The organism is Salmonella sp. SAL-020 (assembly GCF_017372215.1).
In the GTDB taxonomy this organism is placed as follows: Bacteria; Pseudomonadota; Gammaproteobacteria; order Enterobacterales; family Enterobacteriaceae; genus Salmonella; species Salmonella enterica.
In genome coordinates, this window is record NZ_CP071690.1 from 2,985,090 (window position 1) to 2,999,891 (window position 14,802).

Genomic DNA, 14,802 nt, shown 5'->3' on the forward strand with positions numbered 1-14,802 from the left:
CCTGACGCAATAAAGATAGCGCCGGCTGTATTGACGATTGGTTAATGTTTCCTGTGGTTCAATCTCGACAATCTTATGTCGCGGATTACGATCATGACACAGCTTACAGATAATACCTGGTACACTTCAGATTACATCTCTCCTTTACAATTATTTATTCGTCTGACGCGCGGGCAATTACAGCCAGGAAAATTCTGGCGTAAAGCCAGCTTTCGTCGCAAGTTTTTAATCCGCTCATTAGTCATGCCGCGTGCGACCAGCCAATTACTGACCAATCTCACCCAATGGCCGGAGTTAAATACGTTACTTGCTCGTCAGCCGCGTTTGCCTATTCGGCTACATCGTCCTTATATGGCTGTAAATATTAAACGCGATTTCGCCTTAGATGCGCTGTGTTTTCATTATCAACAGATGCGCCAACTTTTATCGCGGGAACAACAAGTTAGCTATTTAAGTCAGTATGGCCTGAATCTTGCTAAATTTGAAACTAAAACCGGCGAGTTGTTTCAACTTGATTTAGTCAGTCTGGTCTCACTGGATAAAGAAGGTGAAAGCACTATTGTTGTTCGCGACGCACAGTTACGTATTCTGGCAGAGATCACATTTACCCTGTGTCGCTTTAACCAACAACGCACACTATTTATCGGCGGATTACAGGGCGCGGCAAACGACGTCCCTCACGAAATTATCCAGCAGGCGACCAAAGCCTGCCATGGTCTTTTTCCCAAACGCATCGTGATGGAGGCTCTCTGTCAGTTTGCGCAAGTCTTTCAGGCGGAGCAGATTATAGCCGTGAGTAACGATGCGCACGTTTACCGTAGCTGGCGATACATGGATAAAAAGACGCAAATGCATGCCGACTATGACGCGTTTTGGGAATCGTTAGGCGGTGAAAGAATTAAAGGAAATTACTATGCGCTACCGCTGGCGATCGCCCGAAAAAGCGAATCGGAGATCGCCAGTAAGAAACGGGCCGAGTATCGCCGCCGCTATGCGTTACTCGATAGCGTCGTCGAACAGGTTCCGGTCACATTCAAACGTTAATCCGCCCGGCCCCGCGCCAGCCAAACCACGCGCGAGAACATCTTTCTGAACAGCGGCGGCACGGCGTCAATTCCCCGCCGCCCGGCTTCCATCGCGACTTCAATCGCCAAATCCGGCTTTGACGAGCGGTGGATAGCTTTAGTGATAATTTTCCGGGTATTCATCGGCACATTAGGCGGAAGTTGCGCAACCCGGTGAAAAACATCGGCAAAGCCCTGACGATACATAAAATGTTCCATATCCAGCGCAGGCAGCGCCGTGAGATGTTCGCGTTCTTCTTCCCGATCGTTATTAAGCAGACTGCGGACCGTCGCGGCATATTTTTTCCCCGCTTCGTCGCCATCCACCAGGACATGCCACTCGATTCCCATACGGCGAGCGAACTTCACCAGCGGTTTCAGGCCGGACTGAGCAAACTCAATGACTTTAATGCCCTCCGCATCAAAATGATGTCCACACTGACGCGCCAGCTCATTAATAACCCAGGTTTCCGTCTCGCCTTCCACCAGTAGCCAGCAACGCGCAAACAGCGACGACGCGCGATTAAAGCGGATATGAAAGGCGATACGCCGTCCATCTTCCGCGCTTAACCCGCCCGGGCCCAGACGCCAGGCGGCGACGCGGGAAGATTCGCGCACCAGCCGTACGACATGCTCCACCGGCGTTAGCGAGAGCAGTTCGCCTGAGTTGGTTGTCGCTATCCGCTGTAGCGGTAACAGATTGAGCAATTGCCAGGCGACTGAAAGCATAATGGGATGTAAACGGGTTTCCGGATCTTCCACCAGCAGTAATGGTCGCGCGTCTTTATGTAACCGCAGCGTCCCTTTCGCCTGTAACAGCGTGGAGAAAAGCCCCAGCAGGATCACCCGATGCGACCGGCTGCCCGGTTTGTCGATCATCCGATTAATAATATCCAGATAGCGCCAGCTACGCTGCTCATTTTGCGAACGCCGGCGCATGAGTCGGTGACGCGCCTGTCCTGCGCCCTGCTCTGAGAAATAGTGTTCAAGCAGTTGCACCATCGCGGACAGTCCCTGACGAATCTGCCCGTCGGTTAAATTTTGCGGCCGGGTCGCCAGCTCACGCGCCAGAAAATCCAGCTGTCGGGCCGTGACTTCAACATCCGGCACATTGGGCACCGTACCGTTGCGAATACGTCGCATAAAGCGCGCATCGCGCAAACGTAGCACTGGCATCAGACGAACCAGGTGGCGCACCTGATCGTTAATATTTTCCACCAGTAATGGCTGCCCATCGCTATTGAGAAAACTGCGCAGCGTCATCACGCTGCCATCGGCGCCGCATTCGCCCTCTAGCCGATAAAAAATACGGTGAAAATCATCCTCGCAAAGCGACCAGCATGCTTCCAGCGCTCTATAACGACGTACCCGATGCCGCCCTGGCTGCGTTTCGCGAAAAGTCAGAATAATATGCAGGTGATGCTCGCGTCCTTTTATGTCGCCAGGCGGAAACCAGAAATCCTCACGGACAAAATGGTAGAGATCGAGTTCCGGCGACAATAACAGAGTCAGCGCATCCAGCAGGCTGGATTTTCCCCAGGCGTTTTCCCCAATCAGCACGTTGTTTTGCTCCAGCATCAACGACAGTCGGTTGATACCGCGAAATCCTACTATTTCAACGCGTTCGAGAATCATGCTTCCTCCAGAAAAACGTCATCACTCCATAAAATTCACCGCAGTATAACGGCAAATGCGTCCGCCAGGCGTGATATTCCCCCCCTTTGCCTGGGGCAAATGTCTGATAAATGTACGGCTGACGGTGTCGCTTTACTGATAGTCTGGAATTCGGTAGTGTCATGTACGCTATTCAAACAATAAAAAAGGGCCCGGCTGTTCATGTTTTCAGGACTTTTAATCATTCTGGTTCCACTGATTGTGGGCTATCTCATTCCACTGCGACATAAAGCCGCATTACAACTCATTAACCGGCTACTGAGCTGGATCGTGTATCTTATTCTCTTTTTTATGGGAATAAGCCTGGCGTTTTTGGATAACCTCGCCAGTAATCTGGTGGCGATTTTTCATTATTCCGCCGTCAGTATTACGATTATTTTATTGTGTAATATCGCCGCCTTATTGTGGCTGGAACGTATCCTCCCGTGGCGTCACCATCATCAGCAGGAAAAACTGCCTTCGCGTATTGCCATGGCGCTGGAGTCGCTGCAACTGTGCGGCGTAGTGGTATTGGGGTTTGTTATCGGCCTGAGCGGACTCTCTGTTTTACAGCACGCCACCGAAGCCAGTGAATATACGCTGATCTTTTTATTGTTCCTGGTGGGGATTCAGCTACGAAATAGCGGCATGACCTTAAAGCAAATTGTGCTTAACCGCCGGGGAATGATGGTCGCGGTCGTTGTCGTGGCAAGCTCATTACTGGGCGGCGTGATTAATGCGTTTATCCTGGACTTACCGCTAAAAACCGCCCTGGCGATGGCGTCAGGTTTCGGCTGGTACTCTCTTTCCGGTATTTTGCTGACGGAGTCGTTTGGACCGGTTATCGGCAGCGCGGCATTTTTTAACGATCTGGCCCGCGAGCTCTTAGCCATTATGCTTATTCCCGGTCTGGTTCGCCGCAGCCGTTCAACGGCGTTGGGCCTGTGCGGAGCGACTTCAATGGACTTTACGTTGCCGGTATTACAGCGCTCCGGCGGCGTAGAGATTGTTCCGGCGGCTATCGTACATGGCTTTATCCTCAGCCTGCTGGTCCCCCTCTTAATGGCGTTCTTCTCGGCCTGATACCTCTTTGGCGGTAGGCATCTGCCGCCAAAATTGCGCTAAATCAATCTCCTTGCACATTATGGCAGAAATCCCTTTTATCCCTTTGTTCACAGGCATAACCTTAAACATGTATATTAAATATAACTTTAAAAGGTGTGACCATGTTTTGTGTGCAATGTGAACAAACCATCCGTACACCAGCCGGAAACGGCTGCTCCTACGCGCAGGGAATGTGCGGTAAAACAGCTGAAACGTCCGATCTGCAGGATCTGCTGATTGCGGCTTTGCAAGGTTTGTCTGCCTGGGCGGTGAAGGCCCGTGAATATGGCATCATTAATCACGACGTTGATAACTTTGCGCCGCGCGCGTTTTTCTCCACGCTGACCAACGTTAACTTCGACTCTCCGCGTATCGTCGGCTACGCCCGTGAAGCGATTGCCTTGCGTGAAGCGTTGAAAGCGCAGTGCCTGAGCGTGGATGCTAATGCGCATTGCGACAATCCGATGGCCGATCTGCAACTGGTCAGCGACGATCTGGGCGAACTGCAACGTCAGGCGGCGGAATTTACCCCGAATAAAGACAAAGCCGCCATTGGCGAGAACATCCTCGGCCTGCGTCTGCTGTGCCTGTACGGTCTGAAAGGCGCGGCGGCGTATATGGAACACGCGCACGTTCTCGGTCAATACGACAACGACATTTACGCGCAGTACCACAAAATCATGGCCTGGCTGGGCACCTGGCCTGCTGACATGAACGCGCTGCTGGAGTGCGCAATGGAAATCGGCCAGATGAACTTCAAAGTGATGAGCATTCTGGACGCCGGTGAAACCACCAAATACGGTCACCCAACGCCGACTCAGGTCAACGTCAAAGCGACTGAAGGCAAGTGCATTCTGATCTCCGGTCACGATCTGAAAGATCTCTACAACCTGCTGGAACAGACCGAAGGCACCGGCGTTAACGTCTATACTCACGGTGAAATGCTGCCCGCACATGGCTATCCGGAACTGCGTAAATTCAAGCATCTGGTCGGTAACTACGGCAGCGGCTGGCAGAATCAGCAGGTCGAATTCGCCCGCTTCCCTGGCCCAATCGTGATGACCTCTAACTGCATTATCGACCCGACCGTGGGCAGCTATGACGACCGTATCTGGACCCGTAGCATCGTCGGCTGGCCGGGCGTTAGCCATCTTGAAGGCGATGACTTCGGGCCGGTCATTGCCCAGGCGCAGCAAATGGCGGGCTTCCCGTATAGCGAAATTCCGCATCTCATCACCGTCGGTTTTGGCCGTCAGACCCTGCTCGGCGCTGCCGATACGCTCATCGATCTGGTCAGTCGTGAAAAACTGCGCCACATCTTCCTGGTCGGCGGCTGTGACGGCGCGCGCGGCGAGCGTAACTACTTTACCGATTTCGCCACCAGCGTGCCGGATGACTGCCTGATCCTGACTCTGGCGTGTGGTAAATACCGTTTCAACAAACTGGAGTTTGGCGATATCGAAGGTCTGCCGCGTCTGGTCGATGCCGGTCAGTGTAACGATGCTTACTCTGCCATCATCCTCGCCGTTACGCTGGCGGAAAAACTGGGCTGCGGCGTCAACGATCTGCCGCTATCGCTGGTGCTCTCCTGGTTTGAGCAGAAAGCGATCGTGATTCTGCTGACGCTGCTGTCATTAGGCGTGAAAAATATTGTCACCGGGCCGACCGCGCCGGGCTTCTTCACGCCGGATCTGCTGGCTGTGCTCAACGAGAAGTTCGGTCTGCGTTCCGTGACCACCGTTGAAGAAGACATGAAGCAATTGCTGAGCGCGTAAGGAGGTCAATGATGACGATGCCAACCTCACAGTGTCCCTGGCGAATGCAGGTGCATCACATCCGTCAGGAGACGCCGGATGTATGGACAATTGCGCTATTATGCCATGATTACTACCCTTACCGCGCCGGGCAGTATGCGCTGGTGAGCGTGCGTAATTCAGCGGAAACGCTGCGCGCCTACACCCTTTCGTCTACGCCGGGCGTCAGTGAATATATCACGCTGACCGTTCGTCGGATTGACGATGGCACGGGTTCACAGTGGTTGACCCATGACATCAAGCGCGGCGATTACATCTGGCTGTCTGATGCAATGGGCGATTTTACCTGTGACGATAAAACAGAAGATAAGTTTCTGCTGCTCGCCGCCGGTTGTGGCGTAACGCCAATCATGTCGATGCGTCGCTGGCTGGCAAAATACCGCCCACAGGCCGATGTGCAGGTCATCTTTAACGTCCGTTCGCCGGATGATGTGATTTTTGCCGACGAGTGGCGACAGTATCCGGTCACGCTAGTGGCGGAAAATCATGCCACGGAAGGTTTTGTCGCGGGCCGTCTGACCACGGAATTATTACAGCGCGTACCGGATTTGGCATCGCGCACCATCATGACCTGCGGCCCGGCGCCCTATATGGATTTCGTCGAACAGGGAGTGAAAGCGCTTGGCGTAACGCGCTTCTTTAAAGAGAAGTTCTTCACGCCGGTGGCGGAAACGGCAACCAGCGGCCTGAAATTCACCAAACTACAGCCAGCGCAGGAATTTTATGCCCCGATCGGTACGACGCTGCTGGAGGCGCTGGAGAGTAATAAAGTACCGGTTGCCGCTGCCTGTCGGGCAGGTGTTTGCGGCTGCTGTAAAACCAAAGTCGTTTCCGGCGACTATACGGTGAGCAGCACCATGACGCTGAGCGAGGCGGAGATTGCCGAAGGTTACGTACTGGCCTGCTCCTGCCATCCGCAGAGCGATCTTGTTCTCGCATAATCGGTAAACGTTCCATCATAGGCCCGGTAAGCGTCAGCGCTACCGGGCGATTTGCCGCTCGCTTCATCCTTTCGCCCCTCTCTTCGCCAAAGAAAAACGTCATCGTCATCTTCAACTAAACTTGTAACCGTTATCACATTTAAGGAGATGGAGAACCATGAAACAAACCGTTGCCGCTTTTATTGCCAAAACGCTGGAACAGGCTGGCGTAAAACAAATCTGGGGCGTCACTGGCGACTCCCTGAACGGCCTGAGCGATAGTCTTAATCGTATGGGAACCATTGAATGGATGCCAACCCGCCACGAAGAGGTCGCCGCTTTCGCTGCCGGCGCACAAGCGCAGCTTACCGGCGAGCTGGCAGTGTGCGCCGGTTCATGCGGACCGGGCAACCTGCACCTGATCAATGGCCTGTTTGATTGCCACCGTAACCACGTCCCTGTTCTGGCGATCGCCGCCCATATTCCGTCCAGTGAAATCGGCAGCGGTTATTTCCAGGAGACCCACCCGCAGGAGTTGTTCCGTGAATGCAGCCACTATTGCGAGTTGGTTTCCAGCCCGGAGCAGATCCCGCAGGTACTCGCCATCGCCATGCGCAAAGCGGTGCTAAATCGCGGCGTCTCCGTGGTCGTACTTCCGGGTGACGTGGCGCTGAAACCCGCGCCTGAAAACGCCGTCACCCATTGGTACCATGCCCCGCACCCCGTCGTTACGCCGGCGGAGGAAGAGCTGAAAAAACTGGCGCAACTGCTGCGCTACTCCAGCAATATCGCATTAATGTGCGGTAGCGGCTGCGCGGGCGCGCATGAGGAGTTGGTCGCGTTGGCGGCAAAACTAAAAGCGCCAATCGTTCATGCCCTGCGCGGCAAAGAGCACGTTGAGTACGATAACCCTTATGATGTGGGAATGACCGGCCTGATTGGCTTCTCTTCTGGCTTCCACACCATGATGAACGCCGATACGCTGATCCTGCTCGGCACCCAGTTCCCCTACCGCGCCTTTTATCCGAGCGATGCCAAAATCATTCAGATTGACATCAACCCGGGCAGTATTGGCGCGCACAGCAAAGTCGACATGGCGCTGGTGGGCGATATTAAAGCCACGCTTCGCGCCCTGCTGCCGCTGGTGGAAGAAAAAAGCAATCGTAAATTCCTCGATAAAGCTCTGGAGCACTATCGGGACGCCCGTAAAGGGCTTGATGACTTAGCCAAACTCAGCGATAAAGCCATCCACCCACAATATCTGGCGCAACAAATTAGTCATTTCGCCGCTGACGACGCTATTTTTACCTGCGATGTCGGCACGCCGACCGTCTGGGCGGCCCGCTATCTAAAAATGAACGGCAAGCGCCGCCTGCTGGGCTCGTTTAACCACGGGTCAATGGCCAACGCTATGCCGCAGGCGCTCGGCGCTCAGGCTACCGCGCCGGGTCGTCAGGTTATCGCGATGTGCGGTGATGGCGGCTTCAGTATGCTGATGGGCGATTTTCTCTCGGTGGTACAGATGAAGCTGCCGATAAAAATCGTCGTCTTTAATAACAGCGTGCTGGGCTTTGTGGCGATGGAAATGAAAGCTGGCGGCTACCTTACCGACGGTACCGAACTGCACGACACCAATTTCGCGCGTATCGCCGAAGCCTGCGGCATTACCGGTATTCGCGTGGAAAAAGCCGCAGACGTGGACGGAGCGCTACAGCGCGCGTTTTCCATTGACGGCCCGGTACTGGTTGACGTGGTCGTGGCAAAAGAAGAACTGGCGATCCCGCCGCAGATCAAACTGGAACAAGCTAAAGGATTTAGCCTGTACATGCTGCGCGCCATTATTAGCGGCCGCGGCGATGAAGTGATCGAACTGGCGAAAACGAACTGGCTAAGGTAAAACAGTGCACATCACCTTTTAAAATCCAGGGATGTGCCATGATTGATTTACGCAGTGATACCGTTACCCGACCGGGCCGCGCCATGCTCGAGGCGATGATGACCGCCCCGGTCGGGGACGACGTATACGGCGATGACCCTACTGTTAACGCCCTTCAGCGCTACGCCGCCGACCTTTCCGGTAAAGAAGCGGCGCTTTTTTTACCCACCGGCACCCAGGCCAATCTGGTCGCGCTGCTTAGCCATTGTGAACGCGGCGAAGAGTATATCGTCGGTCAGGGCGCGCATAATTATCTTTATGAAGCTGGCGGCGCGGCGGTGCTCGGCAGCATTCAGCCGCAGCCCATCGACGCCGCCGCGGACGGTACGCTGCCGCTGGAGAACGTGGCGGCGAAGATTAAAGCGGATGACATCCACTTCGCGCGCACGCGCTTGCTCAGTCTGGAAAATACGCATAACGGGAAAGTGCTGCCGCGCGCGTATCTGAAAGACGCCTGGACATTTACCCGCGAACGTGGACTGGCGCTGCACGTTGACGGCGCCCGAATTTTTAACGCGGTGGTTGCCTACGGTTGTGAGTTAAAAGAGATTACGCAGTATTGCGACTCTTTTACCATCTGCCTGTCAAAAGGTCTCGGAACGCCGGTCGGTTCGCTGCTGGTCGGCAACCGCGATTACATTAAACGCGCGACGCGCTGGCGTAAAATGGTCGGCGGCGGAATGCGTCAGGCCGGGATTCTGGCAGCGGCCGGACTGTATGCGCTGAAGCATAACGTGGCGCGTCTGCAAGAGGACCATGATAACGCCGCCTGGCTGGCGCAGCAGCTTCGCGAAGCGGGCGCGGAGGTCATGCGCCACGAAACGAATATGCTGTTTGTTCGCGTTGGCGAAGCACAGGCCGCCGCGCTTGGCGACTATTTGCGGGAACGGAATATCCTGATTAACGCCGCGCCGAGTGTGCGTCTGGTGACGCATCTGGATGTTTCTCGCGAACAGCTTGCCGACGTCGTCGCCCACTGGCGCGCCTTTTTAGCCCGCTAAGGAGAGCAACGTGGCGCAACGCATTCTGGTTCTCGGCGCCAGCGGCTATATCGGCCAGCACCTGGTCTTTGCGCTAAGTCAGCAAGGACATCAGGTGCGGGCGGCGGCGCGGCGCGTCGAACGTCTGGAAAAACAGCGCCTCGCCAACGTCAGTTGTCATAAGGTCGATCTGCACTGGCCGGAAAATTTACCCGCGCTGCTTCGCGACATTGATACCGTTTACTATCTGGTACACGGCATGGGCGAAGGCGGCGATTTTATCGCCCATGAGCGTCAGGCGGCGCTCAACGTGCGAGACGCGCTGCGCCAGACGCCGGTTAAACAACTTATTTTCCTCAGTTCATTGCAGGCGCCAGAGCATGAGCAATCCGATCACCTGCGCGCCCGCCAGCTTACGGCTGACACGCTGCGCGACGCAGGCGTGCCGGTGACGGAATTACGCGCCGGGATCATCGTCGGCGCAGGCTCCGCCGCCTTCGAAGTCATGCGTGACATGGTTTACAACCTGCCAATACTCACGCCGCCGCGCTGGGTGCGTTCGCGCACCACGCCCATCGCTCTGGAAAATTTACTCTACTACCTGGTCGGCTTGCTGGACCACCCTGCGCACGAGCATCGTATTCTGGAAGCCGCCGGGCCGCAGGTATTAAGCTATCAGCAGCAGTTTGAACGTTTTATGGCCGTCAGCGGTAAACGGCGTCCGCTGATCCCGGTGCCTTTTCCGACCCGCTGGATTTCGGTCTGGTTTTTAAACGTCATTACCTCCGTGCCGCCGACTACCGCAAAAGCCTTAATCCAGGGGTTAAGGCACGATTTGCTGGCCGATGACGCCGCGTTAAAAAAGTTGATCCCCCAAACGCTTATCACCTTTGATGACGCCGTTCGCCGCACGCTAAAAGAAGAAGAAAAACTGGTGAACTCCAGCGACTGGGGCTACGACGCGCTGGCCTTCGCCCGCTGGCGTCCCGAATACGGCTATTTTCCAAAGCAGGCGGGCTTTACCGCGCAGACCCCGGCCAGCCTATCGGCGCTATGGCAGGTCGTAAATCGGCTGGGTGGCAAAGAGGGCTATTTTTTCGGCAATATTTTGTGGCAGACGCGCGCCGCGATGGACCGTCTGGTGGGGCATAAACTGGCGAAAGGCCGCCCGTCGCATACCTTGCTCAAGCCTGGCGATACGGTAGATAGCTGGAAAGTGATCATTGTCGAACCAGAAAAACAGCTCACGCTCTTGTTTGGCATGAAAGCGCCGGGTCTGGGGCGGCTTAGCTTCACGCTGCACGATAAAGGTCGCTACCGCGAAATTGACGTGCGCGCCTGGTGGCATCCCCACGGAATGCCGGGCCTGATTTACTGGCTACTGATGATCCCGGCGCACCTGTTTATTTTCCGGGGAATGGCAAGGCGTATTGCCCGATTTGCAGAACAAATCACAGAAAAATGAGAAAAAGTTGCTGTATTCTTTCGTGTTTCCCATTGCATACCGACGTAATTCACGGAAGAATGCGCACGACGGTTTATTAAACACAGTGGATTGATATGAAGGTACTGGTTACCGGCGCCACCAGCGGCTTAGGTCGAAACGCGGTTGAATTTTTGCGCAATAAAGGCATCAGCGTCAGAGCGACGGGTCGCAATGAAGCGATGGGCAAGCTGCTTGAAAAAATGGGCGCGGAATTCGTCCATGCGGATTTAACCGAACTGGTCTCCTCGCAGGCTAAAGTGATGCTTGCCGGGATCGACACGTTGTGGCACTGCTCCAGCTTTACCTCGCCCTGGGGAACCCAACAGGCTTTCGATCTGGCGAATGTTCGCGCCACCCGCCGTCTGGGAGAATGGGCGGTCGCCTGGGGCGTGCGCAATTTTATTCATATCTCCTCTCCCTCGCTCTATTTTGATTACCACCATCACCGTGATATCAAAGAAGATTTCCGCCCGCATCGGTTTGCCAATGAGTTCGCCCGCAGTAAAGCCGCCGGCGAAGAGGTGATTAATCTGTTGGCGCAGGCCAATCCGCAAACACGTTTTACGGTATTGCGTCCACAAAGCCTGTTTGGCCCGCACGATAAAGTATTTATCCCACGTCTGGCGCATATGATGCACCATTACGGTAGCGTCTTATTACCGCACGGGGGCAGCGCGCTGGTCGATATGACCTACTATGAAAATGCGATCCACGCCATGTGGCTGGCCAGCCAGCCGGGCTGCGATCATCTGCCTTCTGGCCGCGCTTATAACATCACTAACGGCGAAAACCGTACCTTACGCAGCATCGTACAAAAGTTAATTGATGAATTGACTATCGATTGCCGCATTCGCTCTGTGCCTTACCCGATGCTGGATATGATCGCCCGCAGTATGGAGCGCTTCGGCAAAAAATCCGCCAAAGAGCCCCCGCTAACGCATTACGGCGTGTCAAAACTGAATTTTGATTTTACGCTCGATACGACTCGCGCGCAGGAAGAGCTGGGCTACCAGCCCATCATCACGCTGGACGAAGGCATTGAGCGCACCGCCGCTTGGCTGCGCGATCACGGAAATTTACCGCGTTAATCCTGGCCGTACTTCTCCAGTAATGCTTCGGCAATCGCCTGCGTTTCGGCATCTGCGATACCGTTCCATTGCGCCGGACGGAAGTGCATCTGGAACGCCATAATCACCCGCTGCTGCTCGCGCGCCGTCATATCGGCTTTGACTTCATAGCCATAGCGCGAGAGTAACGCAAGCACCGTTGCGGTATCGACTGGCGTATACGGCGCGCGTCCAGCCAGATAAAACGCCACACGCTGGGCGTCAGGCCAGGCGCCAATCCCCTGCGCCGCCAGCTCGCGCCACGGGAAGCGCGGGCCGGGATCGTCTTTACGCTGCGGCGCGATATCCGCATGGGCCACCACATTCTGCGGTTTGATGTCATAGCGCGCGATAATGTCCTTCGCTAACGGAATCAATGCCTGAATTTGCGCGGATTCAAACGGCGCGAAAGATTTCACCCCGCCGGACATTCGCCAGCCGCGATTTTCCAGCTCAATGCCAATAGACGTATCATTGAGACGCGTGGCGCCTCGCCAGAAACTGACGCCCGCATGCCAGGCCTGATCCTGTTCCGGCACCAGTTGCCAGATGCGCGGTTTACCGCCATATAATGGCGGGGTTGCGGGAATCAGGTAATGCGAACTGACGTTGCGGCCCGTTAACGTCGCCAGCGAAACGTCAAAGTTTTCCGCCGTATAGTGAATCACCAGGACTTTAATGCGCGGATAGGCCGCCTGCGCCCGATGTCGGGTATCAAGCTGATATCCCTCTTTATCGATAATTCCTTTTTCGCTCGCGCAGCCTGTTAACAGCAACGCGAGACCCACCAGCCACAGTAGCGCTTTCATCGGCGCGTTTTCACCGCCGTTCCGCTGACGCTGACCATTAGCATACTGCCATCCTTGCCGACAGTTTCGTAATCAATATCGATGCCTACCACCGCATCGGCACCCAACGCTTTAGCCTGCTCGCCAAGTTCCTGAAAAGCGATTTCACGCGCTTTACGCAGCTCTTTCTCATACGCGCCGGAACGTCCGCCGACGATATCCCGAATGCCGGCGAAAAAATCGCGGAAAATATTGGCGCCTAAAATGGCTTCGCCCGTTACCACACCGCAATACTCCACGATGCTTTGTCCTTCCAGCGTTGGGGTTGTTGAAAACTGCATAGTGAATCTCCCGGGTTAGCTAAGCACACGATCTCAAACGCATTATCAAGCTGATACGCTATCATTGAAAGGATATAATTGATTATCGTAGATCGGTTTTTGCTCGATCGCCTATAAGGAAATCATCATGCGCTATTCTAAACTCTCTTTGCTCATCCCGTGCGCGCTTCTGCTTAGCGCCTGTACGACCGTCACTCCCGCCTACAAAGATAATGGCCCGCGTATCGGCGCGTGTGTGGAAGGCGGCCCGGACAGCGTGGCTCAACAATTTTACGACTACCGTATTCAACACCACAGCAATGATATCGCCGCGCTTCGCCCCTACTTGAGTGATAACCTGGCGAAATTGTTGACCGACGCCAGCCGCGATACGGAGCACCGCCAGTTGATGAGCGGCGATCTGTTCTCCAGCCGCGCTACGCTGCCGGATAGCGCCAACGTCGCCAGCGCATCAACCATTCCGAACCGAGATGCGCGCAACATTCCTCTGCGGGTGGCGTTAAAACAGGGCGATCAAAGCTGGCAGGATGAAGTGCTTATGATTCACGAAGGCTCATGCTGGGTGATTGACGACGTTCGCTATCTGGGCGGAGATGTCCATGCCCCTGCCGGTACGCTGCGCCAGTCAATAGAAAACCGTTAACAGACAGTATTCCCCCGCTTTTGCACCCATAACCCCGTAAATTGTCTGGCATTCTGCCCGGGATGCCGACAATTCTTCTTACCTACTATTCCTCCTGCTATTTTGTGCTATGTTTAGGGAAGAATGTGGGATATATTTAACTTTTAACGCATAAATATTGCATAACTATTCTGCGAAAGGTACTATCTGCGGCTTCAATAGCTATCAGACTGCCTGTATACGAGTGTCAATGAGTATTCAATTAAACGGCATTAATTGCTTTTACGGCGCGCATCAGGCGCTGTTCGATATCACGCTGGATTGCCCCGAAGGCGAAACGCTGGTGTTGCTTGGCCCAAGCGGGGCGGGTAAAAGTTCGCTGCTGCGTGTACTCAATCTGCTTGAGATGCCGCGCTCCGGCACTTTGACTATCGCCGGGAACCATTTTGACTTTACGAAAACGCCGTCCGATAAGGCGATTCGTGAGCTACGTCAAAATGTCGGAATGGTCTTTCAGCAATATAATCTTTGGCCGCATCTCACCGTTGTGCAGAATCTGATTGAAGCGCCCTGCCGCGTACTGGGTCTGACAAAAGATCAGGCGCTGGCGCGCGCAGAAAAGCTGCTGGAGCGTTTACGTCTGAAGCCATATAGCGATCGTTATCCGTTGCACCTTTCCGGCGGTCAGCAGCAGCGCGTCGCGATTGCCCGCGCGCTGATGATGGAGCCGCAGGTGCTGCTGTTTGATGAACCGACCGCCGCGCTGGACCCGGAAATTACCGCTCAAATCGTCAGCATTATTCATGAGCTGGCGGAAACGAACATTACTCAGGTGATCGTTACGCATGAAGTCGAAGTGGCGCGTAAGACCGCCAGTCGTGTGATTTATATGGAAAATGGTCACATCGTCGAGCACGGTGATGCGGGTTGCTTTGCCCACCCTCAGACCGAAGCGTTCAAAAACTATCTCTCTCACTAAGATTCGGGA

At 54.7% G+C, this 14,802-nt stretch carries 13 protein-coding genes; 10 read left to right on the forward strand and 3 right to left on the reverse strand.

The genetic code is table 11. The features are described 5' to 3' along the window. The first annotated feature begins 93 nt into the window (after positions 1–93). Complete coding sequence (locus tag J1G48_RS14645) at positions 94–1,044, forward strand: VirK/YbjX family protein (protein WP_001519893.1); 951 nt, start codon at positions 94–96, stop codon at positions 1,042–1,044. On the opposite strand, the gene J1G48_RS14650 is transcribed toward J1G48_RS14645, so the two are convergent. Further along, positions 1,041–2,699 carry an ATP-dependent endonuclease gene (locus J1G48_RS14650; RefSeq protein ID WP_000599761.1) on the reverse strand — a complete coding sequence of 553 codons (1,659 nt, stop codon included), beginning with the start codon at positions 2,697–2,699 and terminating at the stop codon, positions 1,041–1,043. The two genes, J1G48_RS14645 and J1G48_RS14650, sit on opposite strands and share 4 nt — an antisense overlap. A gap of 201 nt (positions 2,700–2,900) precedes the next feature. Here J1G48_RS14650 and J1G48_RS14655 point away from each other — a divergent pair, with 201 nt between their 5' ends. The 7 genes from J1G48_RS14655 to J1G48_RS14685 all read left to right on the forward strand — a co-directional run bounded on the left by J1G48_RS14655 (position 2,901) and on the right by J1G48_RS14685 (position 12,045). Beyond that, the gene (locus J1G48_RS14655; protein ID WP_000491118.1) at positions 2,901–3,800 is read left to right on the forward strand and encodes a lysine exporter LysO family protein; all 900 of its coding nucleotides are present in this window, start codon (positions 2,901–2,903) and stop codon (positions 3,798–3,800) included. 143 nt (positions 3,801–3,943) lie between these two features. Next, positions 3,944–5,596, forward strand: a complete 1,653-nt coding sequence (hcp, locus tag J1G48_RS14660; protein ID WP_000458786.1) for a hydroxylamine reductase — start codon at positions 3,944–3,946, stop codon at positions 5,594–5,596. 11 nt (positions 5,597–5,607) lie between these two features. Beyond that, the gene (gene hcr / locus J1G48_RS14665; RefSeq protein WP_001676981.1) at positions 5,608–6,576 is read left to right on the forward strand and encodes an NADH oxidoreductase; all 969 of its coding nucleotides are present in this window, start codon (positions 5,608–5,610) and stop codon (positions 6,574–6,576) included. Positions 6,577–6,733: 157 nt separating this feature from the next. Beyond that, positions 6,734–8,452, forward strand: a complete 1,719-nt coding sequence (gene poxB, locus J1G48_RS14670) for a ubiquinone-dependent pyruvate dehydrogenase (RefSeq protein WP_000815309.1) — start codon at positions 6,734–6,736, stop codon at positions 8,450–8,452. Between the two features lie 38 nt (positions 8,453–8,490). Continuing rightward, on the forward strand, positions 8,491–9,492 hold the full coding sequence (ltaE, locus tag J1G48_RS14675) for a low-specificity L-threonine aldolase (RefSeq protein WP_000566348.1): 1,002 nt from the start codon (positions 8,491–8,493) through the stop codon (positions 9,490–9,492). 10 nt (positions 9,493–9,502) lie between these two features. Then, positions 9,503–10,936: an SDR family oxidoreductase gene (locus J1G48_RS14680; protein WP_000079010.1), complete on the forward strand. Its 1,434-nt coding sequence runs from the start codon at positions 9,503–9,505 to the stop codon at positions 10,934–10,936. 95 nt (positions 10,937–11,031) lie between these two features. After that, entirely contained in the window at positions 11,032–12,045 is a 1,014-nt protein-coding gene (locus J1G48_RS14685) for an NAD(P)-dependent oxidoreductase (RefSeq protein ID WP_000866905.1), read from the forward strand. Here the strand turns inward: J1G48_RS14685 and J1G48_RS14690 are convergent. Next, complete coding sequence (locus tag J1G48_RS14690) at positions 12,042–12,872, reverse strand: N-acetylmuramoyl-L-alanine amidase (RefSeq protein ID WP_000645850.1); 831 nt, start codon at positions 12,870–12,872, stop codon at positions 12,042–12,044. The genes J1G48_RS14685 and J1G48_RS14690 overlap by 4 nt on opposite strands. Then, a complete protein-coding gene (locus J1G48_RS14695) occupies positions 12,869–13,192 on the reverse strand; it encodes a heavy metal-binding domain-containing protein (RefSeq protein WP_001160725.1) in 324 nt (107 codons plus the stop codon). The genes J1G48_RS14690 and J1G48_RS14695 overlap by 4 nt, the downstream gene beginning before the upstream one ends. 127 nt (positions 13,193–13,319) lie before the next feature. Here J1G48_RS14695 and J1G48_RS14700 point away from each other — a divergent pair, with 127 nt between their 5' ends. Continuing rightward, complete coding sequence (locus J1G48_RS14700; protein WP_001270724.1) at positions 13,320–13,835, forward strand: lipoprotein; 516 nt, start codon at positions 13,320–13,322, stop codon at positions 13,833–13,835. 229 nt (positions 13,836–14,064) lie between these two features. Next, on the forward strand, positions 14,065–14,793 hold the full coding sequence (artP, locus tag J1G48_RS14705; RefSeq protein WP_000027186.1) for an arginine ABC transporter ATP-binding protein ArtP: 729 nt from the start codon (positions 14,065–14,067) through the stop codon (positions 14,791–14,793). The last annotated feature ends 9 nt before the right edge of the window (positions 14,794–14,802 follow it).

Coding starts and splice junctions, on each gene's coding strand:
- poxB (WP_000815309.1), top strand. CDS start 6,734: ATGAAACAAACCGTTGCCGCTTTTATTGCCAAAACGCTGGAACAGGCT.
- ltaE (WP_000566348.1), top strand. CDS start 8,491: ATGATTGATTTACGCAGTGATACCGTTACCCGACCGGGCCGCGCCATG.
- J1G48_RS14645 (WP_001519893.1), top strand. CDS start 94: ATGACACAGCTTACAGATAATACCTGGTACACTTCAGATTACATCTCT.
- J1G48_RS14700 (WP_001270724.1), top strand. CDS start 13,320: ATGCGCTATTCTAAACTCTCTTTGCTCATCCCGTGCGCGCTTCTGCTT.
- J1G48_RS14685 (WP_000866905.1), top strand. CDS start 11,032: ATGAAGGTACTGGTTACCGGCGCCACCAGCGGCTTAGGTCGAAACGCG.
- hcr (WP_001676981.1), top strand. CDS start 5,608: ATGACGATGCCAACCTCACAGTGTCCCTGGCGAATGCAGGTGCATCAC.
- J1G48_RS14690 (WP_000645850.1), bottom strand. CDS start 12,872: ATGAAAGCGCTACTGTGGCTGGTGGGTCTCGCGTTGCTGTTAACAGGC.
- J1G48_RS14655 (WP_000491118.1), top strand. CDS start 2,901: ATGTTTTCAGGACTTTTAATCATTCTGGTTCCACTGATTGTGGGCTAT.
- hcp (WP_000458786.1), top strand. CDS start 3,944: ATGTTTTGTGTGCAATGTGAACAAACCATCCGTACACCAGCCGGAAAC.
- J1G48_RS14650 (WP_000599761.1), bottom strand. CDS start 2,699: ATGATTCTCGAACGCGTTGAAATAGTAGGATTTCGCGGTATCAACCGA.
- artP (WP_000027186.1), top strand. CDS start 14,065: ATGAGTATTCAATTAAACGGCATTAATTGCTTTTACGGCGCGCATCAG.
- J1G48_RS14695 (WP_001160725.1), bottom strand. CDS start 13,192: ATGCAGTTTTCAACAACCCCAACGCTGGAAGGACAAAGCATCGTGGAG.